Origin of the sequence: Aureimonas sp. N4, from assembly GCF_001463925.1 — a bacterium.
Classification (GTDB): domain Bacteria; phylum Pseudomonadota; class Alphaproteobacteria; order Rhizobiales; family Rhizobiaceae; genus Aureimonas; species Aureimonas ureilytica_A.
The window spans coordinates 1-21382 of record NZ_BBWS01000036.1 but is presented as its reverse complement, the minus strand read 5'-3'; the positions used below and the strand labels follow the sequence as shown (position 1 = coordinate 21382).

Below are 21382 nucleotides of genomic sequence, written 5' to 3'. Positions count from 1 at the left end.
TTGAAAGCGTATTTAACAAACCGGCAGGGTTGTCCGGACGATCAGCCGGAGAGGCATCTTTTGCCGATCATCGACAGGATCTGCCGGTTTCCGACAGAGCGGTGCGCACGACTGACGTAAGCGTAAGCGCTCTGTCGAAGCCGTTTCCCAGGACGCCGAGCGGGCGTCGGGCGGCGGTCCTCGACGATCGGCATGAAGGGAGAATGATCATGACCGAATTGCAGAAAGCCGTTGGGACCGTGCTCACCAGTGCCGTCGCCTCCAAGCCGGGCGTGCCGGGCGTTGCTGCCGTCGTGACCGATCGCGCGGGCAATCTGTTTCAGGGCGCGGCGGGCAAGCGGGCGCTGGGCGGCGAGGCCGACATGACGCCCGACAGCGTCTTCGCGATCTTCTCGACCACCAAGGCGATCACCGGCACTGTGGCGCTTCAGCTCGTGGAAGAGGGACGGCTCGACCTCGACGCTCCGGCCAGGGCCTATGCGCCCGCCATCGGCGAGCTTCGGGTGATCGAAGGGTTCGAGGCCGACGGCACGCCCCGGCTGCGCGCGCCCGAGCGCGACATCACGACGAGGATGCTCCTGCTTCACACGGCGGGCTTCGCCTACGACTTCTTCAACGAGACCTATCACCGCCTCGCCAGGGAACAGGGCCAACCCAGCGTCATCACCTCCTCCTTCGCTTCGCTGCGCACGCCGCTTCTGTTCGACCCCGGCGAGGCTTGGGAATACGGCACCAATATCGACTGGGCGGGGCAGGTGATCGAAGGCATCACCGGCTATCGCCTCGGCGACGTGATGAAGACGCGCGTCTTCGAACGGCTCGGCATGGAGGATACGGCCTTCACCATGACGCCCGCCATGCGCGAGCGTCGCGTGACCATGCACCAGCGCGACAGTTCGGGCGTGCTGACGCCGCTCGGCGATTTCGAGCTGCCGCAGGACCCGGAAGTCCACATGGGCGGCCACGGCCTGTATTCGACCGCGCTCGACTACGCCAAGTTCATCCGCATGTGGCTGAACGACGGCGACGGCCCGCATGGGCGCGTCCTGAAACCCGAGACGGTCGCCATGGCCGAGCGCAACGGGCTCGGCGACATGAAGATCAAGGCGCTGCCGGGCGTGATCCCAAGCCTGTCGAACGACGCCGAGTTCTTTCCCGGAATGCCCAAATCCTGGGCCCTCACCTTCATGATCAACGACGAGGACGCCCCGACCGGACGCCCCGCCGGCTCGCTCGCCTGGGCGGGTCTTGCCAATCTCTATTACTGGATCGACCGGAAGAACGGCATCGGCGGCTTCTGGGCGACGCAGATCCTGCCCTTCGCCGATCCCGCCTCGGTGGGCTTCTATCTCGAACTCGAATCGGAGGTCTATCGCACGTGCGCTTCGCGCGCTGCCTGAGGCCTCCGTATCCCCCCGGATGCCGTCCGTCCCCACCGGACGGCATCCGGTTCCCCGTTTCGCATCACCGCGCTGGAGATCCCGTGCGCGGGCATTGGCCTCGCGCGCTTTCCGTTGGACGCTTCGCGTTTGGCGCTTTGCGCGCGGCCATGCCTCGCTTAGGCTCCACCCGGCGAATCGGATTCCCCGGCGAGCGCCTTCGGGAGGAGGGTGCGGCCGATCAGCGGGAGCCGGCTCGAACCGGGGAGGTGGGGCAGGCGCATGTTGATCGGTATCGACTGGGGCGGCACGAAGATCGAGGGCGTCGCTCTCCTGCCCGATGGCACCGAGCTGGCGCGCGAGCGGCGCGACACGCCGCGCCACGACTATTTCGGCTGCATCGACATGATCGGCGCGATCATTTCCGACATGGAGGCCAAGACCGGCCAGCGCGGCACGATCGGCATCGGCATTCCCGGCTCGCTGGAGCCCAAATCGCGCCTCGGCAAGGGCGCGAGTTCCACCTGGCTGCTCGGCCGCCCGGTGGAGAAGGACCTGACCGAGCGGCTGGGGCGCGAGGTGCGCGTCGAGAACGACGCCGACTGCCTGGCTGCCTCCGAAGCGGTGGACGGCGCGGGCGCGGGGCACAATGTCGTCTTCGCGGTGATCCTGGGCAGCGGCGCGGGCGCGGGCATCGCGGTCGGCGGGCGCGCCCATCACGGGCCGAACAATTCGGGCGGCGAATGGGGCCACAACCCCCTGCCCTTCCCCAACCAGTCCGAACTGCCCGGCCGCCCCTGCTATTGCGGCAAGCATGGCTGCCTGGAGACCTGGGTCTCGGGCCGCGCCTTCGAGGCGGAGTTCGCTCTCCATACGGGCACCGAGCGCAAGGCGGCCGAGATCATGGAGATGAAGCGCGGCGGAGACCGGCTCGCCGGCCTGCTCTGGACCCGCTATGTGGACCGCGTGGCGCGCGGCTTGTCCGTCGTCGTCAACGCGCTCGACCCCGATATTTTCGTCATGGGCGGGGGCATGTCCAACGTGCCCGAACTCTACGACGAACTGCCGCCCATGATCGCGCGCTATACCTTCTCCACCGTCTTCCACACGCCGGTCGTCCCATCGCGGCACGGCGATGCCAGCGGTGTGCGCGGTGCCGCCTGGCTCTGGAAGGACGGCTGAGCGCCGCTTCGTCTCGTTCTCCTCATCCTCCCGCAACGGACCCGAATTCCATGACGCCTTCCGAACTCGACGCGCGCTTTGTCTTCGCCGAAGCTCTGGTGCGCGAGGCCGGCGCGCTCGCGCTCGACTATTTCCGCCGGCTCGAAAGCCTCACCATCCGCTCCAAGGGCTTGCAGGACATGGCGAGCGAGGCCGATGTCGGCGTCGAAACCATGATCCGCGAGCGCATCGCGGACGCCTTTCCGCAGGACGCGTTCCTGGGCGAGGAAACCGGGCGCACGGAGTTCGCCGGGGATCAGGGCATCTGGGTGGTGGACCCGATCGACGGCACGCAGCCTTTCGTGAGCGGCATGTCGAGCTGGTGCGTCTCCATCGCCTTCGTGCAAGGCGGCAAGAACCGCATGGGCTTCGTCTACGCCCCGGCGCGCGACGAACTATTCACCGGCGGCGAGGGCCATGAGGCCCAGCTCAACGGCCGCCCGATCCGCGTCAAAAGCGCGGGCTCGGTGAAGGAAGGACTGGTCGCCGCCGGCTATTCCACCCGCCTTCCGCCCGAAACCTTCCTTCCCGCCTTCGAGCGCCTCTTGAAGGCCGGCGGCATGTTCTACCGCGACGGCTCGGGCGCGCTCTCGCTCGCCTATCTCGCGGCGGGTCGGCTCGTCGGCTATGTCGAGCGGCACATCAATTCCTGGGATTGCTTGGGCGCGCTGGCGGTCATCGAGGCGGCGGGTGGCCAGTCGAACGACTTCCTGGCCGATGACGGCCTCTGGAACGGCAACGCGCTCGTGGTCGCCTCGCCCGAACTCTATCCCGCGCTGGAGGCGATGTTCTTTCAGGATTGAGCGGGCGCGGGCGAACCCATCAGCGAATCGAGTTGTCAGCGGCCAACCCGATTCGCTGGAAACGAAATCGTTCTGGGGAAACCTGTCAGGCCGCTTCCAGCCATTGCCGATAGCGGACTAGGAACGGGTCGACCCCGGCAGAACTCAGCGCCAGCTCGCGCGCGCAATGCGCCGCGCCGATCAGCGAGGCTTCGGGCACGGGCAGCGCCGCCGTGATGGTGAGATCGCGCACGGCGAGCGGCAGGCAGCGCCGGGCCACCGTCTCGCGGATCGGCCGCAGAAGGACTTCACCCGCGCGCGCCAGCGTGCCGCCGATGACGATGCGTTCGGGGTTCAGCACCGCGACGACATGGCCGAGCGCCTCGCCGGCCGCCGCCCCCGCCGCCCGCACCAGCGCGAGGGCCTCCGGCCGCCCGGCCTCGACATGGGCGATCACGTCGCGCGCGTCGCGCGCCTCCAGCCCTTGGGCGCGCAGGTCCCGCGCCAGGGCCCAGCCCGCCGCGCGCGCCTCGAAACAGCCTATCTTTCCGCAGCGGCAGAGCGGCGCGCCGGGCTCCAGAAACTGCATATGGCCGATATCGCCCGACGCGCCGCGCGCGCCACGCTGAAGCCGGCCATTGGCGACAATCCCCGAGCCGATGCCCGTGCCCATCTTCACGAAGAGGAAATCGTCCGGCCGTTCGGGCAGCCGGCGATGCTCGAAGATGGCCAGAAGGTTGACGTCGTTCTCGGCCGCCACCGGTGCGTCGTAGCGCACACGCAGCCAGTCTCCCAAAGGAAAATCGTCCCAGCCGGTGAGGATCGAGGGGCCATAAACGCGCCCGAGGCGATGATCCACCGGCGCGGGCAGGCTGAGGCCGATGGCGGCGACGAAGCGCCGCCCGCCGAGATTGGCCAGAAGCCGGCCGAAGCCCATGGCGAGCCGCTCCATCGCCGCCTCCGGCCCGTCCGCGATAGAGAAGGGCACCAGTTCCTGGATCAGCACCGCCGGCGCGAGATCGGTGACGGCCAAGCGCATATGCGTCTCGCCCATGTCGGCGGTCAGGAGAACGCCCGCACCGGGGTCGAGGCCGAGCAGCCGCGTCGGCCGCCCGCCGCTCGGCACGGCGCTTCCCTCCTCGCGCACGAGACCAGCGGCTTGAAGTACCGACAGGCGCTGCGCCAGCGTCATGCGAGAAAGGTTCGTCGCCTCGGCCAAGGCCGCGCGCGAGATCCCCTCCCCGGCCGCCGCGACCGTGCTGAGAACCGAGCCGCAGGCGGTGAGACTGGCGAGCGATGTGTCGGACAGTGGGGCTGCGAGGCTCAGAATCCGTCTTTCCAAAACAGGGCCGTGCGCCCTTGAAGCCTCGACTATGCAATCGGAGGCGGCGTCGCGCCAGTGACAATCCGTCGGCCAGTGCGGCGCAACATGCTTTTGTCTGAATCTAGACAAAAGACGCTTGCAATCGTTCGGCAACCGATCCTAACATCTCGTTATACCAGCCGGCGTCTTCGGACGGCGGCCGCGCGAACCGGCCCGACAAGAGCGCCGGAGCATGGCGGCGAGCCCCTCGCCGCCGGAGGACCAACGGCCGGGCGCCCGCCACGATGGCGGATGCCCCACCCCATCAGCATGTCCGAACGCGGCGGGCTCGCCTCGCCTCGCGGCCGTGCGGCGACATCACAGAGACAGGGCCTGTCCCCGCGCGAACACAAGCGCGGGCCAAGCCCCGACATCGCAGACGGCATGCCTGCCCGCCGGTCAGGGGCAGGTCGGGGACGCGTCCATCCGGGCCTCTCGGCCCTGGCGCGCGTTCGTCATCCTGGGGAGGAAGACTTGAGCTTTTCATCGAAACATTTTCGATCGAACCCTTCGCGCGCGCGCCGTCTCGTCGGTCTCATGGCCGGCGCGGCGCTGATCGGCCTCGGCCTCGGCCTGACAGCTGGCGCCAGCGCGGCGGACCCGATCAAGATCGGCATCGTCACCAAGACCGACGCCAACCCATTCTTCGCCAAGATGAAGGAGGGCGCGCAGGCCAAGGCCAAGGAACTCGGCGTCGAGCTGCAAAGCTTCGCCGGCAAGTTCGACGGCGACAACGACACGCAGGTCACCGCCATCGAGAACCTGATCTCGTCGGGCGTCAGCGGCATTCTTCTGGCCGCCAGCGACACCAAGGCCATCGTTCCGGTGGTGGAGCAGGCCCGCAAGGCAGGCATTCTGGTGATCGCGCTCGACACCCCGCTCGACCCCGCCAATGCCGCCGACGCGACCTTCGCGACCGACAACGTGAAGGCCGGCGAGCTGATCGGCCAATGGGCGGCCAAGACCGTGAAGGACCCCAAAAGCGCGCAGGTCGCCTTTCTCGACGCGATCGAAAGCCAGCCGACCGTGGACGTGGCGCGCGATCAGGGCTTCATGAAGGGCTTCGGCATCGACGTGAAGGACCCCAGCCGCTATCTCGACGAGGACGACAAGCGCATCGTCGGCCATTACTGGGGCAACGGCTCCGAAGAGGGCGGGCGCACGGGCATGGAGACGCTTCTCCAGAAGGACCCGGACCTGTCCGTCGTCTACACGATCAACGAGCCGACGGCTGCCGGCGCCTATGAAGCGCTGAAGGCGGCGGGCAAGGAAAGCGGCGTCCTCATCACCTCCGTCGACGGCGGCTGCCCCGGCGTCGAGAACGTCAAGGCCGGCGTCATCGGCGCGACCTCCATGCAATATCCGCTGCTCATGGCCTCCAAGGGCGTCGAGGCGATCGTGGAGTTCAAGAAGTCCGGCACGAAGCCCGCGCCGACGCCCGGTCTCGACTTCTTCAACACGGGCGTGACGCTCGTCACCGACAAGCCGGTTCAGGGTCTCGACTCGATCACCTCCGCCGAAGCCCTGAAGAAGTGCTGGGGCTGAGAGCGTCGTATCGCCGTCCGACCCGAGCGCTGCCTAAGCATCGCGCAGAGAGCGCTCGGTAAAGGCCCCCGGCCCCCGGCGGGCGGCGTGGCGCCAGGCTCGCCCGTCCGCCCAGCGGCCAACACGCCGAGAGTCGGCCGCCGCGAGGTTTCGACCGTCGCTCGTGAGGCCGTCGGATCGCAAGGTCCGACGCCGAGCCGACCGCCAGTCCGCCGCAGCCGCCACCGCCTCGCGCTGTTTTCTTCTCTCGCCGGCGCGCCTTGCCCGGCTCCCAGCGTCCAAGGCCCAAGCGTCGGCCGCCGGGCGGCCCCCGTGCCGCCCGGCCCTTTCCCCTCCCCTCCGTCAGGAGACCCGAGCGAATGAGTGCTTCCCAATGAGTGCTTCCGAGGGTTCCCCCGCGCCCGCCGCCGCGAGCGAGGGCTTCGCGCAGTTCGAGGAGGCGGGCCGCACGCCGCTCCGCCGGCTGCAACATCTCCTGCATCGCTACCCGACCATCGTGCCCTTCGTGGTGCTCGGCGTCGGGCTTGTCGTCTTCAGCCTGATCGTGGGCTCGCGCTTCTTCCAGCCCTTCAACCTGTCGCTGATCCTCCAGCAGGTGACGATCATCGCGGTTCTCGGCATCGCGCAGACGCTGGTGATCCTGACGGCGGGCATCGACCTGTCGGTCGGCGCGATCATGATCCTGTGCACCATCGTCATGGGGCATCTGGCCGTCTCGCTCGGGATGCCGCAGGAGGCAGCCTTCGCGGCGGCGCTGCTCGTCGGTTTCGGCTGCGGGGCGATCAACGGCGTGCTCGTCACCTATCTGCGCCTGCCGCCCTTCATCGTGACGCTCGGCACCTGGAGCGTCTTCGGCGCGCTGTTCCTCTACGTCTCCGGCAGCCAGACCATCCGCTCGCAGGTCGTGGCGAGCGAAGCGCCGCTCCTGCAATGGACGGGCGCGGCCGTGACCGTGGCCGGCGCGCGCTTCACCGTTGGCACGGTGCTCATGCTCGTGATCGCGGCCGCCGTCTGGTACATGCTGAACCGCACCGCTTTCGGCCGCCATGTCTACGCCGTGGGCGACGACCCGGAAGCGGCGCGCCTCTCCGGCATCGACGCCAAGCGCACGCTTCTCTCGGTCTATGCGATCTCGGGCCTCATCTGCGCGCTCGGCGCCTGGGTGCTGATCGGGCGCATCGGAGCCATCAGCCCGACCTCGGGCGGCTCGGCCAATCTCGACTCCATCACCGCCGTCGTGATCGGGGGGACGTCGCTTTTCGGCGGGCGCGGCTCCATCGTCGGCACGCTGGTCGGCGCGCTGATCGTCGGCGTGTTCCGCAACGGTCTGGCGCTCGCGGGGCTCGACGCGCTCTGGCAGGAATTCACCGTCGGCCTTCTCATCATCGTCGCAGTCGGTCTCGACCAGTGGATCCGGAGGGTTTCGGCATGAGCCGCTTCGTCCTCGAAGCGCAAGGGTTGCGCAAGCGCTATGGCCGGGTCGTGGCCATGGACGGGGTGGATTTCGATCTGAAGCCGGACGAGATCCTCGCCGTGATCGGCGACAATGGCGCGGGTAAATCCACCATGATCCGCGCGCTGGCCGGCGCGGTGCGGCCCGACACGGGTCGCATCCTGATCGACGGCGAGCCGGTCGGCTTCCGCACGCCGATGGACGCGCGGCGCGCCGGCATCGAAAGCGTGTTCCAGAACCTCGCCCTCTCCCCCGCCCTCTCCATCGCGGAGAACCTGTTTCTCGGGCGCGAGGTGCGCCAGAAGGGCCTCGCGGGCCGCCTCTTCGGCCATCTCGACCTCGCCCATATGGAAGCCGAGGCCCGCCGCCAGCTCGCCGGCCTCGGCCTCACAACGGTTCAGGACATCCATCAGAAGGTCGAAACCCTGTCGGGCGGCCAGCGGCAGGGCGTGGCGGTGGCGCGCGCCTGTGCATTCGGGGGCCGAGTCGTCATCATGGACGAGCCGACCGCCGCGCTCGGCGTCAAGGAAAGCCGCCGGGTTCTCGATCTCATTCTGGATGTGAAGCGACGCGGCCTGCCGGTCGTGCTCGTGTCCCACAACATGCCGCACATCTTCGAAGTGGCCGATCGCATCCACATTCACCGTCTCGGCCGCCGCCTCGCCGTGGTCCGGCCCAAAGATTTCACCATGTCCGACGTCGTCGCCTTCATGACCGGCGCGGCCACCCCTCCCACGGACGCCCTGGCCGCCTGACGGCCCCCACGTCCTCCCCTCCTCAGAAAGGCATTCCGATGTTCGCCGCCAAGCGCATGGACGAAAAGCTCACCCGCGTTCGCCAGGGAAATTATACCCCGAAGGACTTCATCATCGCCGACGCCAAGGATGGCGACATGGCACTCGGCACCGGCACGGGTGGGCCGGAACTGGATGCCGACGGGCAGCCCACCGGGCGGATGCGCCCGCTTCAGGTCTATCGCGACGGCATGGAGCGCATGCTGGCTTCCGGCCTCATCGACATCATGCTGACCTCGCTGTCCTCGGCCGAATATCTGACGAGGAAGGGCGTCTATAACGGCTCGGACGTGACCGCCGCCGTGCGCCTCAACGACGGCAGCGATATCTGGCACTGGCGCGGGGCGAACTACAAGCACCTGCCGACCGTGCCCTTCCGCACCGCGCGGCTCGACCGGGTGAAGCCCGTAGCCGATCTCGGCCTCTACGCCCTCACCTTCTTCAACGATCTCGATCAGGACCGCCGCTCGCTGGATGCTTATGCCCAGTTCCGCGACGAAGCGCAGGCGGCGGGCGTGCGCCACTTTCTCGAAGTCTTCAATCCGCAGTTCGAGGTGAAGACCTCCGGCTCTGACTTCGCGACCTACAACAATGACGCGATCGCCCGGTGCCTTGCTGGCGTCTCCTCGATCGACCGGCCGGAATTCCTGAAGGTCGTCTATAACGGGCCGCGCGCCACGGAAGAGCTGGCCTCCTACGACCCCGGCAATCTCATCGTCGGCATTCTGGGCGGGGCCTCGTCCACGACGCGCGACACGCTGGAAATGGTCAAGCAGGCCGAGAAATACGGCGCGCGCGTCGCGCTCTTCGGCCGCAAGATCTTCTTCGCCGAGGATTGCGAAGAGATCGTGCGCCATATGCGCCTGGTGATCGAAGAGGACGTCTCCTCCGAGGAGGCCACCAAGCGCTATCACGACGCCCTCCAGAAGAAGGGCATCCGCTCCAAGAAGTCTCTGGAAGACGATCTCGAAGTGACCGATCCCTCACTCAAGATGGGAGCCTGAGTTCTTATGGAGGCGGCAAGACGAGGATTTCTGACGGCCGGAACCTGGTGCGCCGACCATAACAAGCTGGTCGAGCGCTGGCCGGAAGAGGACATGGTCGTCGAGATCCTGTCCGAAAACGTGGAAGGCGGCGGGTCGGCCTGCAATTTCGGCATCGACATTCGCCGCCTCGACCCCGCCATGCCCGTCGATACGATCGGCGTGGTGGGGGATGACGAGAATGGCCAGATCCTGCGCCGACAGGCGGTGGCGGCGGGCATCGGCATTGCCGGCTTCCATGTCGTGCCGGGCGGGCGCACCAATTTCACCGACGCCTACAGCGTGCGCTCCACCGGGCGGCGCACGCATCTCTTCCATCAGGGCACGAGCGCCTTGCTCTCGCCGGAGCATTTCGACTTCTACGCCTCCACCGCGCGCATCCTGCATCTCGGCCTGCCCGGCATCCATGCGAAGATGGACGGGCCGTGGGAGGGCGAGGCCAATGGCTGGCTCCATGTGCTGAAGGCCGCGCGGCGCGCCGGGCTCCAGACCAATCTGGAGCTTCTGCAGATCGCGCCCGAGCGCCTGCGCGCCATTGTCGAGCCGTGCCTCGGCGCGCTCGACCTTCTCGTGATCAATGATTTCGAGGTCGGCGCGATCACCGGAACGGTGACGACGCATCAGGGCGCGACGGATGTCGAGGCCTGCCGGGCGGCGGGCGCGCGGGTCATGGAACAGGGCTCGATGCAGACCCTCGCCATCCACTTCCCGCTCGGCGCGCTGGCCTTCGAGCGGAACGGCGGGGTCACGCACCGGCCCTCCGTCTCCGTGCCGCAATCGGAGGTGAAGGGCGCGAACGGGGCGGGCGACGCCTTTGCCGCCGGCTTCGTCTATGCGCTGCACGAGGGCTGGGACGTGGGCGATGCGCTGCGCCTCGCCCATGCCACGGCCGCCGCCTCGCTGCGCGATGTCGGCACCACGGCCACGGTGGAATCCTGGCGCGCCTGCCTCGACCTCGCCGACCGTTGGGGCTGGCGGAGCTGACTTCAGCTCACGGACGTTTCTGTCTTATCTCACGCGCGAATGTCGGGCCGTTGCGGTTTGCCGCCGGGGCTTGGCGTTTGCGCGTCTAATTCCCCATAAGTATCTGTTATAGTTCAATTTTTTAGCCGCCTGCTTCTCCTGGAAGGTGATCTCCCTCCCCCGCGGAAATCAGAGCCATTCACAGCGAGGGCTGACGACGATGCCTCGGTCAGGGCCCAACCGCCAGCATATCCGCACCATCGGCCCCGTCGAGAACCGCGACCATCCGTTCGGCGTCTTCCCGGCGCATCTGCGTCATGCGTCTGCGGTTCACCACCATGATGTTTCCGGTGGAAGAGAGGATCACCGCCCAGCTCTTCTCACCCTCGTGTCTCACCTCATAGAGGGAGGGCTGAGGAAGCGGCTTTCTCGCGGCTGAGAACAAGCCGCCCCAGAAGCCTCGCGCAGCCGTATGGCAGCGGCCAGCCATCCTCATAGAACCTGCGTCTTGGGAAATCCTGCGCTGCGATAGAGAGCGTCGATCTCTGCCCCATCATAGCGATGATCCGGCGTGTCGATCGCGCAGTGGAAGCGCTTCTCGCTGGTATCCAGGACGACGAAGCGCACGGCCTCGGTCAACGAAGCGAAGCGGCGGTACCGAATGGCCCCTTTGGGCGCGAGGCGGCGTCCCGATTGCGACCAGAAGACATCGGCCTGCAGCCCGAAATCGATGGGCAGCGAGGGCGCGCTCATCGCTTTGTCGCCTGCGTGAGATCGGGAAGGCGAATGGCGGCCTGATCGTCGCGCTCGCGGCGGGCTTCGCGCAGAAGAGCGGCTTTGGTCCGTGTCGCCTGGGCAGCCTGCGTGACGGACTCGAACGTCGTGGCCCCCGGCTGTTTTGCGCTGTCCTGCTTGAAGAAGCTGTTGGCCTTGGCGCGGGCTGTGTTGGATGTGGTCATGGGACGGTCTTTCTGAAGGCCGGCACTGCAACGTTTTTTATCGCTGCTGCCGTTCTCGACCTCGATTGCTCGACGGCGAAGGGGTTTGATGTTTTGGAAGGCATCACGGCGGCACGACGACAAGCATCGGCCAAGCCTGTGACGGCCGGAGCATGAGGTCAGGAACGAAGACTGTGCGGGTTCTGGAGCTTGAAATCGTCCCGGCCGTTGAAAGCTCGGCGGATCGATCGTGAAGGCTTATGCGGCTCCCTCAAATTACAACATAGAGAGCTTTCAGGCTTCAGCAAGGCGTCATCTCGTAAAAGCGAGCATGACTGCCTGTTTGCTCGATTTTTCTCTCAGCTTTGGCAAAACGTGAGTCATCCATGAGATGAGGCATCATGCCTCTCCCCTGGCGTCGTCTGCCATCTGGCGACGTATGAACCGCTTATCTGGCCAGCAAGATCGCCTTTCTTGCTTCTCTCCCGAGCCCTTCTTTGGCCAACAGGCTCTTCGGTTTGCTGCCTTGGCCGAGGATGAGAGAAAGATTCATTTGAGATTGGTTATTGGATGACAGGACTGTCACCCCTGTCTGAGCGGGCGACAGCACGGCCTTGAACGGCAGAGCCGCGGCGGATGGCGTCTCAGCGAGCCAACGCGCGAGGCCCTTGGCGTCCTCGTAGAAAGGCATCACGAGATCGGTCAGCGTGACGGTCAGCCCAAGGTGCAGCCCACGCGCGTTGCGTCGCACGGCGAGCTGGATATAGCCGAAGCGCACGAGGTCGGCGAGGTAGCGCCGGATCGTGCGAGCGGAGCGGGCCATGACCGCGCCCATCGTTCCCTTGGTAATGGCTGTCTGTCGCGACTTGCCGCAGCGCGCGCGCAGAACCTGGAGAAAGGCCTTGGCATGGGGCGTCAGCCGGTCGTCGCGCGCGGCGGTCGTCGCCATCGCGCCGGAATACTGCCGGCTTTCGCGTGGCGCCGAGCGGGCATGGCGAGGCGCAGTCGTAGGCTTTGCGCGGGGGTGTTGAATGCGGGCCGTGGCTGACGTCGCAAGGCGCCGTGGCTGCGGATCCGCCCCGATCAGCTCCGAGCGTCGGCGTGCTTCACCCAGCGAGATCAGGCCAGCCTTGTGGTCGCGCCAAACCGCAGCACGAGCGAGGAAGTCGGGATGGAGCGCGGCCCCCTCCCCGTCCTCGAAAGCATTCATCGGGCCAAGCGCCATCGTTTCGACAGCTCGACCTTTGAAAAGGGCAAGCGCCGACCCTCGCACGCTCAGGGGCGTGCGGGAATGTTCCTCCGACATGGTCTCTCTCCTTGCGCGAGGCAAAGCGAGCCCGTGGCGGGAAGCCGCGTTTCTGCTTGACGATGAGATCGGAGAGAGCTAAACCTGCAAACAGCGACGAATACAGATGAAGGCTCCGGCGGCTCCCGCTTCGGGGCCTTTTTCTTTGCCTATGGCGTCTCCTCGTTGACGATCCGATGCGGCAGGGCGCGCATCACGCTCCCCGCCGCAATCCCTGTGTCAGCCCAGCCCTTGCTGGAATCCGTCGCCGCGCGGCGCAGGGGCGCGTTGGCAGGTGACATCACCTTGCCCTCCCGCCCGCTGCGCCGCCGCGTCACGACCGATCCTCCGAGGGGCCGGCGTCTGCCGGGTTCTCGCTATTGCCCCGCTCGCGCTCATAGGCGTCGAACAGATCGGGCAGGTGGCGAGCGATGAAATCCGCAAAGCCGAGGCCGAGATCGCGATCGATCACCAGCTTCGTGTCGCGCTCCTTGGCCGAGAGCTGCGCCAGCCGGCGCCCGGAATGGGCGATGATGCTGCGCTCCACCGGGGCGGGCGTCGGCCGTCGTTTGGCCGCTTCCAGCACCGCGGCAAAGCGCTCGTCGGACGAGAGGCCAGGCGATGGATCGAACAGGAGGCGTTCGACTCGCTGGATCGCCCCCTCCCCGTTCAGCGCTTCGACCAGCGCCTGCCAGCGCGTGCGCCCGACCTTGGGCGCGCGGCCGATCTGGCGCAGCACCGGTTCGGGCACGGAGCGCGCGACGGCAATCAGCTTGGACACTTCGGCCTTGTCGACGCTGAGCGCCCGGCCGATCACCGCCCGGCTTTGGCCGGCCTCCTCCAGCCGCGCGGCAAACACCGCCCGCTCGATGAAAGTCAGATCCTGGCGCGCCGAGTTTTCGATGCCCTGCGCCAGCGCCAGCGCCTCGTCGTCCATCTCACGCACGATGGCGCGCACTGGGCGATTGAGCGTGCGCGCGGCGCGAACGCGGCGATGGCCGAAGGCCGTCTGAAACCGCGAGGCATCGAGCGGATGGGTGCGCAGGAGCACCGGCACTTCCTGCCCGTTCTCCGCCATCGACGTTACGAGCGCCTCGAAGGATTCCGCGTTCTCGTCGTCCGGATAGCGATCGGCATAGGGCGAGGGATCGATCAGGAACGGATCGATCTCGACGATGCGCGCGCCTTCCGACAGGCTCTGGCGCAGCGTCTCGTTCTCGCGCTCGATCTGGCTGAAGCTCTCCTTCATGGAGCGCACCGAGCCGGACGAGACGCGCGGCAGACGCGCCTCGTTGTCAGATGACAACGGGGCCGCGTCCGGCCGCGTGGCGAAGATCGAGGCGATCGATTTGGAGCGTTTGTTCATCGACCCCAGGCTCCCTGGATCAAGGATTCCACTTCGGCGTTCACCGCGTTGACGCTCTCCAGCGCGCGGTCATAGGCCGCGCGGCCAACGGAGCCGCGATCCAGCTCGTAGAGCGATTGCTTGGTGAGGCCGGCATTGGCGATCGCGGTGGATTTCCATGCGGTCGCGGCGAGCACGTCCTCTCGGAAGAGACCGCGCAGCAGCGCCACGATCTGCGATTCCGGCACGTCGTTCGGATCATGGCGCGTGACGACATAGCGAACGAAGTCGAGATCGAGCCGCCCGCCCGCATCCTCAACCACACTCATCAGATCCGCCGTCATCAGCAGGAACTGGCTCATGGAGGCCACGTCCACCATTTGCGGATGGATGGTCACCAGCAGCCCCGTGGCCGCGTTCAGCGCGCCGACGGTCAGGAAGCCGAGCTGCGGCGGGCAGTCGATAACCACGACATCATAGTCGGCCTCGACCTCGTTGATGACGCCGGACACCCGCCGAAAGAACATGTCGCGTCCGCGATCGCCGCGCATCATCGCGCGCGGCGTCTCGTGCTCGAACTCCATGAGTTCGAGATTGCCGGGCACGAGATCGATCCCGTCGAAATAGGTTCGGCGGATGATGTCCGTCAGCGGACGGCGCTCGTCGTCGTAGCGGATCGCGCCGTAGAGCGTTTCGTTCTCCCCGATGTCGAATTCGGGCTGATATCCGAACATGGCGGACAGGGATGCCTGCGGATCGAGATCGACAGCCAGAACCCGATAACCCGCCAGCGCCAGATATTGCGCAAGGTAAAGCGAGGTCGTGGTCTTGGCCGAGCCGCCCTTGAAGTTGGCGACGGCCAGGACCTGCAGCTTCTCGCCCGCGCGACGGCGCGGCAGGAAGCCGAGGGCTTCCTTGGGGCGATGTTGGGAGAGGAAGGTTCGAAGCTCGTTCATCTGAGCGAGACTATAAGAGCGCCGGCCACCCGGGGATAAGTTGGGGACAGGTCCGAGGCCATCGAGCGAGAGCTGACGAAGGTAACCGTCTGACACGCCGACGAATTTGGCGACTTCGCCAGATGTGAAAGAGCGCAAACTCTTCTGCGCTGTCGGCGGAAACATGGCATCGCGCATCGAGCGCAACTGCGCCGAAAGAAGCTCGGCGTGATCAGTGATTCGCTGCGTCGCGCTGGACGGCGGTACAGGAGCAGGCCGGGCGGGCTTCATGGTTCTCTCGATCTCAGACGGAATACCGGCGTCAGACGGCATTTTTCCGTCTGGCATTTGCTCATGTTTCATTCCGAGTCGCAAGTCACCCCTGTGGATGGGCTTGACAGCCGAAAATCCAGCAAAATCACAGGGCTTCGTGTCGTCGATGACACGCATCTTCGGCCAAGATGCGGCATCCCGGACCGAGCGATCAACGACTCAACAGAAAAGAATCGGTTCCCCGTTGTCACCTGACAACCGTGGCGACCGGGCGAATCGGGAGGCCGGAACTCCGCTGCCGCGTCTCTCCCTACAGGACGCAACGGACGGCCGTGCCGCGCATTCTCACGCCGAGGCCATCGTCGCGAAGGGAATGCGAAATGAAGACTGCGGTTGTCACGGGCGCGAGCGCCGGGATCGGGCTGGCGATCGCCGAGCGCTTCGTACGCGCCGGCTGGCGCGTCGCGCTGATCGCCCGAGGGGCCGAACGACTAGCGGACGCGAAGCGGCAACTGGAAGCGCAGGGCGGGACGGTCCTGATCCTGCCGGCCGACGTGGCCGATGCTGCCGCCGTGAATGCGGCGGCCGATCGGATTGTTTCGCAGTTCGGCGGGATCGACGCCTGGATCAACAATGCCATGTCCACCGTCGTCGCGCCGGCCTGGGACATCACGCCGGACGAATATGCGCGCGTGACCGCCACCACCTATCTTTCGCAGGTCTACGGAACGCTGGCTGCCCTTCGGGTCATGCGTCCCGCGCGGCGGGGCGCCATCGTGCAGGTCTCGTCCGGTCTGGCCTTTCGGTCCGCGCCCTTGCAGGCCGCCTATTGCGGGGCGAAGGCGGGCGTTGGCGGCTTCACGGATTCGCTGCGCGCCGAACTCATCGCGGAGCGGTCTCCCGTAACGCTCAGTGTCATTTATCTTCCCGGCGTCAACACGCCCCAGCCGACCTGGGCGCGCAACAAGACGGGCCACGCGCAGGTTATCCCCGATCCGCTGTTCGATCCGCGCCTCTGCGCCGAGGCGGTCTACTCGGCCGTCTGCAACCCTCAGCGAGAGATCTGGGTCGGCCGCTCCACGTGGATGATGGCGTTGGCTCAGCGCCTGGCGCCCGGCTTCGCGGATCGAAAGGCCGCCGGAATGCGGCAGGCGCAGTTGGGCGAGCCCATGGCGCCGCGTGACGGCAATTTGGTTGAGCCGGGAAGCGGGCCGGCGCGGATCGATGGTCCGAGCACCGAACGTGCGCACCGCGTCCGGCACGAGTTTCTGACGCGCAGCCAAGTCGACGCTCTGAAGGTCGGGGCGCTCGCCGGTCTATTTCTGGCCGGTGCCGCCGCGCGTACGGCTTTAGCACGGCTGTCCCATCGCTCGCGTTTCTGAGCGGACGGTCGGCCCGCTGCGACGCAAGCGGGGGTGTGGGTTCGGTTGAGGGCGTGTGCGGCTCTCGCCGCTGCGCTGGGCCGGTGCTGTGGCGCAGGGCGAAATGATCCGCCGAGCCGAGTTGGGCGTCTCGAGTTCGCAACCGCTGCGGGCTTCTGGTGTGAGAGGCCGGCTGCGTTGAGGATGGCCAGTGGCGCGGGGCTGGAGATCGGCGTCGTCTTCGCCTCGTTGCCGAGATCAATGAAACGCCGAGCGTTCCGAAAGGGAGGGCGGAGGAGATCGAGGCAAGAGGCCGGTCGAGGTCGAGATCACGGGGAAGGGGATAGGCCACGGAGCGGAGTGCCCCTTTGAGCGCCTTCATCGCGGCAAAGCGAAGCCGTCCATCGGTTCGGTCCACTCTTTCGAACGTGCGTCAACCGGCTTCTATCACGGCATTCCTCCCTTGCGGGCCACCGGGAAAGAGAACTTTCAAGCGCCTGTCAGAACTGCATGATGCCGGTCAGGCAAGGCCGAAGTCGTGTGCGTCGGCCTCGCTAGTTTTCGTATGCGGCGAGGGCATCGGTGATGAACGTCTCGGATTCTCAAAACACGCGACGCTACCGGTTGGGCGGAAGCGGCAATCCACCATCTGCCCCGGCGAGGCGCGCTCACTGTCCGACGCCGAGTCTTACCGAGAATTCGGTCTTGCTTGGAAAACTCGGCGAGTCGGTGGAGCCCTTGCCTTCGCTCCGCTCTGCCAGCGAGCGTGGGGAAGTGCGATTCCGAACGGTTCACCCGTCTGCAGCCTGTCTCATTGGAAAAGCGAGCGCGCGTCGAGGACGAGACAGGAGGGGGGCAGCTGCCCGCTGCCCGGGCGAGCGGCGTTGTCCTCAGCACCGAGGATAGACTCGGTCGGCCGATCCGAAGGGCTATGTTTGAGGCTCTGCGACAGAAAACGGGCCGCGAAGTCCGAGGCGGGCATCGGACGACCGAAGAGATGGCCTTGGCCGACCGAACAGCCCTCCATCAAAAGCTGTTCTTCCTGCTCTTGCGTTTCGATTCCTTCGGCGACGACGCTCGCGCCCGGGCGTCGGCCGATCAGGAGAATGGCCTCCACTGCCGCGGCGTCCACCGTGGAACTCATCATGCCCTGCACGAAGGAGCGGTCGATCTTGAGCCGCGTCAGCGGAATATGCTGAAGATGGGAAAGGGAGGCGTGGCCGGTGCCAAAATCATCCAGCGCGATCCCGACGCCCATCTCCGTCAACTCGGACAGCACGGCGGTCATATCGGCGGTCATGTGGAGGCGCAGCGTTTCGGGCAGCTCCAGCTCGAGCGCGGCGGCGGGCAAGCCATGCCGGGCCAGGATGGCGCTCACCCGCCCGGGAAAGTTCCGATCGCGCAGCTGCACGGCGAACAGGTTGACGGCCATGCGGAAGTCGGGCGCGAGCCTGCGCCAGTTCGCAGCCTGCCGACAAGCCTTCTCCAGCACGATATCCCCGACATGCGAGACGAACACGCTTCGCTCCAGGCTCGGCAGAAAGCTGTTGGGCGCAACCAGTCCTTCGCGGGGATGGCGCCAGCGCAAAAGCGCCTCGGCGCCGATCATCCGGTGATCGCATATGTGATATTGCGGCTGATAGAAAAGCTCGAATTCGCCATTCGAGACAGCGCGGCGCAATTGGCATTGGATGGAGTCGTTGAAGACGGCCCTCTGTCGAAGCTGCGGCGTGAAGCGATGGAAACATCCTCGTCCGCCTTTCTTGGAGGCGTAGAGCGCCACATCGGCCGCCGATAGAAGCGCGGCTGCGTGGCGTCCGTCCCTGGGCGCGACGGCGATGCCGACACTTGCGCCGATCGCAACCTGCATGGTCTCGATCTCCATCGGGAGCGACACCGTTCGGATCACCGCTCCCGCGACCGACGCGGCGCGGCTTTCGTCGCCGTCGGTCAGAACGATGCCGAATTCGTCGCCGCCGAAGCGTGCCAGCAGGTCGCCGTCCCTCAAACAGGCGGCCATTCGCTCCGCGGCGATTTTCAGCGCCGCGTCCCCGGCCTCATGGCCGAACGTGTCATTGACCTCCTTGAAGCCGTCGAGATCGACCATCAGAACGCAGAAGGGCGAGCCTTCCGCCAGACGGGCCTCGATCCAATAGTCGAGCGCCGCGCGATTGGGCAGCTCCGTCAGAGGATCGCGGCGAGCGAGATCGGCCAGAAGGGCTTCTTTGGCTTTACGTTCGGACGCATCGCGGCCGATGAAGCCGAAACAGGGCTCGTCGTCTTCGAGCCAGGTCGAAAGGGAGATATCGATGCTGATCCGCCGCCCGTCGCGATGCAGGGCGTCGAGTTCGTGCACCTTGCCGGACTCCATGAGCTGGCGGCGCAGATGATGGCTTGCGCTTCTCATGTCGGGAGGAACGAGGATCAGGATATTTCGCGCGATCATCTCCCTCGCGGTGAAGCCGAGGCCGCGTGTGGCCGCGTCGTTCCAGAAGGTGATGATCCCGTTTTTGTCTGTGCAGACGATGGCGTCCGGCGAGGTTGCGGCGATCTGGCGGAAGCGCTCCTGGCTGGCGGCATGGGCCTGCGCCAGGCGCTTCACCTCGCGGTTCGCGTGCCGCTGGAGTTCCGCTGCCGTTTCACTTTCGTGAACATCGATCAGCACCCCGCAGATTCGGGTTGCGATGCCGGCCGCGTCATGGGTGACGTTGCCGATCGCACGGAACCAGCGATAGGCTCCGTCGCCATGCAACATCCGAAAGTTTATATCGTAACGGGAAATCGGCCCGGAATCGGCGACGGCGTTCAGGAAGGCGGCCGTCGTGGCCTCAGCGTCGTCTGGGTGATATCGATGGCTGCGCGGGCGAACCCCGTCCGGCATCTCTTCCATCGTGACGCCCGTCAGACGTCGATATTCCGAGGACCAACTCCAGAACGAGTCGGGCCCGAGCGGATCGCCGTCGACGACGAGGCAATCCCAAAGGCCGACGCCGGCATGTTCGCCGAGAAGCCGGAATACCTCCGGATTGCCGCTCTTGAACGTCACGCCGCTGATCCCGCCCTATGCATCGATCACCACTCCCATGATGAGGTTGATGGCGCTCATGCGTCCCTGCGGCATCATCGCTCATTAGACTTGAAAAAATCTTGTAAGGCAAACTGGATCGAGAGTTGTTCGCAAGTCGGCGAAATAAGTGTCTATGAATAACTTACGATCATATCCGGTTTCTCCTATCGTTTGTTGCGAAGACTTATGGATAGGAGAGGGGCATTCGAGGCTTTCCGCATCGGCCTAAACATGATTGAACGATCCGGTTCGATTGGGGGAAGAGCACTGGGTCGCCAGCGCCGAACGGGGCATTGTCATGGATGCTGAGAAGCTGCCGCGCCGCTCCGGCCTCGAGCGTACGCGCACCAACGATCCCGAGCGAACCAAGGCGGAGCTGATCGAGGTCGCCATGGCGGAATTTGCCGCCAACGGGCTGACCGGCGCGCGGGTGGACGCGATCGCCGAGCGCACGCGCACCTCCAAACGGATGATCTATTATTATTTCGGCTCCAAGGAGGGCCTCTATCTCGCCGTTCTGGAAAAGGCCTATGGCGAGGTTCGCGCTCTGGAAGCGGAACTGGACCTGGCCGGTTTGGACCCCGAAAGCGCGCTGCGCGCCCTGATCGACCGGACCTTCGAGAATGACGACGCGCATGGCGACTTCATCCGTCTCGTCGCCATCGAGAACATTCACCGGGCCGAACATATCGTGGACGTGCCGGCCATCCGGCAGATCAACGAGCGTGTGACGGGAATGCTGGGCGCCATTCTGGAGCGGGGCCGGGCGGCGGGTCTTTTTCGCGCCGATCTCGACCCGATCGACGTGCATCTGATGATCAGCGCGTTCTGTTTCTTTCGCGTCTCGAACCAGCACACGTTCGGGGCCATTTTCGATGTGAATCTGTCGGAGCCCACGCGCCGCGCCCGGCACAAGGGCATGATCGCCGACGCCGTGCTCGGCGCGTTGCGCATCCGCTGATTTCGAGCGGACGCGCCTATCGGTCGAAGAGCTACATCCGCGGTGCGGCCGAGACCTACCGCGTCGGAGGCCGCCAGGACCGCACCCGGACGGCTTCCGGCGCGGGTGCGCGCGCGGGTTCGGCGGGGCCAGGGCGCGGCCAGGAATAGCTCGCGGGGGTGAGATGCCAGTCGAGCCGCGCGCCGGCCTCGACGCTGGCGAACTCCGCGACCGCGCATCCGTCTTCCAGCCATGCTTCGATCTCCTGATCGCCGAGGCGAGCCAGCACGAGGCGGGCGGAGGCCTCGCGGCCGAGGCGGAAGGTGACGGGCGTGGTCGAGCCCTCCGCGAAGGTGATGGAGACTACGGCGTCCTCGACGCAGACATGGGCAAGACGCCCCGGATAATCCGTCGCGAAGAGGAGCGCGCCGCCCGAGGCATGGAGGGCGAGCCGACCATCCGCCACCTCGACGCTGACCGGCCCGGCGGGGCTGGCGAGCGGGCCGAGGCGGACGGGTTGCCCGTCGTTCACCAGCTCCCAGCCGTCCCAGGGGTTGATGTCCATGATCTCGCCCACCGCCATCAGCGGCAGCATCGCGCCCCAGGTATAGAACGGGTCGTTGCCCGGCATGTCGTCGATCTCGCCGGTCTCGGCCCCGTAGTTCTCGCCGCACCAGCGCCGCTCGGTCCAGGAC

At 66.3% G+C, this 21382-nt stretch carries 19 protein-coding genes and 1 pseudogene; 10 read left to right on the top strand and 10 right to left on the bottom strand.

The features are described from left to right. The first annotated feature begins 209 nt into the window (after positions 1-209). The 3 genes from AUL28_RS10795 (at position 210) to AUL28_RS10785 (ending at position 3403) form a co-directional block, all read left to right on the top strand. The gene (locus tag AUL28_RS10795; RefSeq protein ID WP_156419964.1) at positions 210-1400 is read left to right on the top strand and encodes a serine hydrolase domain-containing protein; all 1191 of its coding nucleotides are present in this window, start codon (positions 210-212) and stop codon (positions 1398-1400) included. A gap of 261 nt (positions 1401-1661) precedes the next feature. After that, positions 1662-2561 carry an ROK family protein gene (locus AUL28_RS10790; RefSeq protein WP_062232331.1) on the top strand — a complete coding sequence of 300 codons (900 nt, stop codon included), beginning with the start codon at positions 1662-1664 and terminating at the stop codon, positions 2559-2561. A 50-nt stretch (positions 2562-2611) separates the two neighbouring features. After that, positions 2612-3403 carry an inositol monophosphatase family protein gene (locus AUL28_RS10785; RefSeq protein ID WP_082640390.1) on the top strand — a complete coding sequence of 264 codons (792 nt, stop codon included), beginning with the start codon at positions 2612-2614 and terminating at the stop codon, positions 3401-3403. Between the two features lie 85 nt (positions 3404-3488). Here the strand turns inward: AUL28_RS10785 and AUL28_RS10780 are convergent, their stop codons facing one another. Continuing rightward, positions 3489-4724 carry an ROK family protein gene (locus AUL28_RS10780; RefSeq protein ID WP_062232329.1) on the bottom strand — a complete coding sequence of 412 codons (1236 nt, stop codon included), beginning with the start codon at positions 4722-4724 and terminating at the stop codon, positions 3489-3491. Positions 4725-5282: 558 nt separating this feature from the next. Between AUL28_RS10780 and AUL28_RS10775 the strand changes: the two genes are divergently transcribed. The 5 genes from AUL28_RS10775 to AUL28_RS10755 all read left to right on the top strand — a co-directional run bounded on the left by AUL28_RS10775 (position 5283) and on the right by AUL28_RS10755 (position 10564). Continuing rightward, positions 5283-6290, top strand: a complete 1008-nt coding sequence (locus AUL28_RS10775) for a sugar ABC transporter substrate-binding protein (RefSeq protein ID WP_062232443.1) — start codon at positions 5283-5285, stop codon at positions 6288-6290. 373 nt (positions 6291-6663) lie between these two features. Next, positions 6664-7722, top strand: coding sequence for an ABC transporter permease (locus AUL28_RS10770; protein WP_062232327.1), 1059 nt, complete (start codon positions 6664-6666; stop codon positions 7720-7722). Further along, positions 7719-8498, top strand: a complete 780-nt coding sequence (locus AUL28_RS10765) for an ATP-binding cassette domain-containing protein (protein WP_058601438.1) — start codon at positions 7719-7721, stop codon at positions 8496-8498. Before AUL28_RS10770 ends, AUL28_RS10765 begins: the two co-directional genes overlap by 4 nt. A 38-nt stretch (positions 8499-8536) precedes the next feature. Then, a complete protein-coding gene (locus AUL28_RS10760) occupies positions 8537-9541 on the top strand; it encodes a hypothetical protein (protein ID WP_062232325.1) in 1005 nt (334 codons plus the stop codon). A gap of 6 nt (positions 9542-9547) precedes the next feature. Beyond that, the gene (locus tag AUL28_RS10755) at positions 9548-10564 is read left to right on the top strand and encodes a carbohydrate kinase family protein (protein WP_062232322.1); all 1017 of its coding nucleotides are present in this window, start codon (positions 9548-9550) and stop codon (positions 10562-10564) included. A gap of 208 nt (positions 10565-10772) precedes the next feature. Here AUL28_RS10755 and AUL28_RS22635 read toward each other — a convergent pair whose 3' ends face one another. The 7 genes from AUL28_RS22635 to repA all read right to left on the bottom strand — a co-directional run bounded on the left by AUL28_RS22635 (position 10773) and on the right by repA (position 15337). After that, entirely contained in the window at positions 10773-10910 is a 138-nt protein-coding gene (locus tag AUL28_RS22635) for a hypothetical protein (protein ID WP_156419963.1), read from the bottom strand. 125 nt (positions 10911-11035) lie between these two features. After that, the gene (locus tag AUL28_RS10745; RefSeq protein ID WP_062218665.1) at positions 11036-11296 is read right to left on the bottom strand and encodes a hypothetical protein; all 261 of its coding nucleotides are present in this window, start codon (positions 11294-11296) and stop codon (positions 11036-11038) included. Further along, positions 11293-11502 (bottom strand): hypothetical protein, encoded by a 210-nt coding sequence (locus AUL28_RS10740; RefSeq protein ID WP_062232317.1) that lies wholly within the window; start codon positions 11500-11502, stop codon positions 11293-11295. Before AUL28_RS10740 ends, AUL28_RS10745 begins: the two co-directional genes overlap by 4 nt. Before the next feature lie 427 nt (positions 11503-11929). Next, entirely contained in the window at positions 11930-12787 is an 858-nt protein-coding gene (locus AUL28_RS10735) for a hypothetical protein (RefSeq protein WP_062232315.1), read from the bottom strand. A 149-nt stretch (positions 12788-12936) separates the two neighbouring features. Continuing rightward, positions 12937-13104, bottom strand: coding sequence for a hypothetical protein (locus AUL28_RS22630; RefSeq protein ID WP_156419962.1), 168 nt, complete (start codon positions 13102-13104; stop codon positions 12937-12939). Next, positions 13101-14132 carry a plasmid partitioning protein RepB gene (gene repB, locus AUL28_RS10730; protein WP_062232313.1) on the bottom strand — a complete coding sequence of 344 codons (1032 nt, stop codon included), beginning with the start codon at positions 14130-14132 and terminating at the stop codon, positions 13101-13103. The genes AUL28_RS22630 and repB overlap by 4 nt, the downstream gene beginning before the upstream one ends. Continuing rightward, complete coding sequence (gene repA, locus AUL28_RS10725; protein ID WP_058633972.1) at positions 14129-15337, bottom strand: plasmid partitioning protein RepA; 1209 nt, start codon at positions 15335-15337, stop codon at positions 14129-14131. The genes repB and repA overlap by 4 nt, the downstream gene beginning before the upstream one ends. Before the next feature lie 362 nt (positions 15338-15699). Here repA and AUL28_RS10720 point away from each other — a divergent pair, with 362 nt between their 5' ends. Next, positions 15700-16701, top strand: coding sequence for an SDR family oxidoreductase (locus AUL28_RS10720; protein WP_062232311.1), 1002 nt, complete (start codon positions 15700-15702; stop codon positions 16699-16701). A 790-nt stretch (positions 16702-17491) separates the two neighbouring features. Here AUL28_RS10720 and AUL28_RS10715 read toward each other — a convergent pair. Beyond that, positions 17492-19726, bottom strand: a complete 2235-nt coding sequence (locus tag AUL28_RS10715; RefSeq protein WP_062232309.1) for a putative bifunctional diguanylate cyclase/phosphodiesterase — start codon at positions 19724-19726, stop codon at positions 17492-17494. A gap of 319 nt (positions 19727-20045) precedes the next feature. Between AUL28_RS10715 and AUL28_RS10710 the strand changes: the two genes are divergently transcribed. Beyond that, a complete protein-coding gene (locus AUL28_RS10710) occupies positions 20046-20708 on the top strand; it encodes a TetR family transcriptional regulator (RefSeq protein ID WP_062232307.1) in 663 nt (220 codons plus the stop codon). Between the two features lie 55 nt (positions 20709-20763). Here AUL28_RS10710 and AUL28_RS23005 read toward each other — a convergent pair. After that, positions 20764-21382: pseudogene (locus tag AUL28_RS23005) on the bottom strand (hypothetical protein); the annotation flags it as partial.

What these genes read in the sequence shown, in the direction of transcription:
- AUL28_RS10795 (WP_156419964.1), top strand. Translation starts at nt 210, where the DNA reads ATGACCGAATTGCAGAAAGCCGTTGGGACCGTGCTCACCAGTGCCGTC.
- AUL28_RS10790 (WP_062232331.1), top strand. Translation starts at nt 1,662, where the DNA reads ATGTTGATCGGTATCGACTGGGGCGGCACGAAGATCGAGGGCGTCGCT.
- AUL28_RS10785 (WP_082640390.1), top strand. Translation starts at nt 2,612, where the DNA reads ATGACGCCTTCCGAACTCGACGCGCGCTTTGTCTTCGCCGAAGCTCTG.
- AUL28_RS10775 (WP_062232443.1), top strand. Translation starts at nt 5,283, where the DNA reads ATGGCCGGCGCGGCGCTGATCGGCCTCGGCCTCGGCCTGACAGCTGGC.
- AUL28_RS10770 (WP_062232327.1), top strand. Translation starts at nt 6,664, where the DNA reads ATGAGTGCTTCCGAGGGTTCCCCCGCGCCCGCCGCCGCGAGCGAGGGC.
- AUL28_RS10765 (WP_058601438.1), top strand. Translation starts at nt 7,719, where the DNA reads ATGAGCCGCTTCGTCCTCGAAGCGCAAGGGTTGCGCAAGCGCTATGGC.
- AUL28_RS10760 (WP_062232325.1), top strand. Translation starts at nt 8,537, where the DNA reads ATGTTCGCCGCCAAGCGCATGGACGAAAAGCTCACCCGCGTTCGCCAG.
- AUL28_RS10755 (WP_062232322.1), top strand. Translation starts at nt 9,548, where the DNA reads ATGGAGGCGGCAAGACGAGGATTTCTGACGGCCGGAACCTGGTGCGCC.
- AUL28_RS10745 (WP_062218665.1), bottom strand. Translation starts at nt 11,296, where the DNA reads ATGAGCGCGCCCTCGCTGCCCATCGATTTCGGGCTGCAGGCCGATGTC.
- AUL28_RS10740 (WP_062232317.1), bottom strand. Translation starts at nt 11,502, where the DNA reads ATGACCACATCCAACACAGCCCGCGCCAAGGCCAACAGCTTCTTCAAG.
- AUL28_RS10735 (WP_062232315.1), bottom strand. Translation starts at nt 12,787, where the DNA reads ATGTCGGAGGAACATTCCCGCACGCCCCTGAGCGTGCGAGGGTCGGCG.
- repB (WP_062232313.1), bottom strand. Translation starts at nt 14,132, where the DNA reads ATGAACAAACGCTCCAAATCGATCGCCTCGATCTTCGCCACGCGGCCG.
- repA (WP_058633972.1), bottom strand. Translation starts at nt 15,337, where the DNA reads ATGAAGCCCGCCCGGCCTGCTCCTGTACCGCCGTCCAGCGCGACGCAG.
- AUL28_RS10720 (WP_062232311.1), top strand. Translation starts at nt 15,700, where the DNA reads ATGAAGACTGCGGTTGTCACGGGCGCGAGCGCCGGGATCGGGCTGGCG.
- AUL28_RS10710 (WP_062232307.1), top strand. Translation starts at nt 20,046, where the DNA reads ATGGATGCTGAGAAGCTGCCGCGCCGCTCCGGCCTCGAGCGTACGCGC.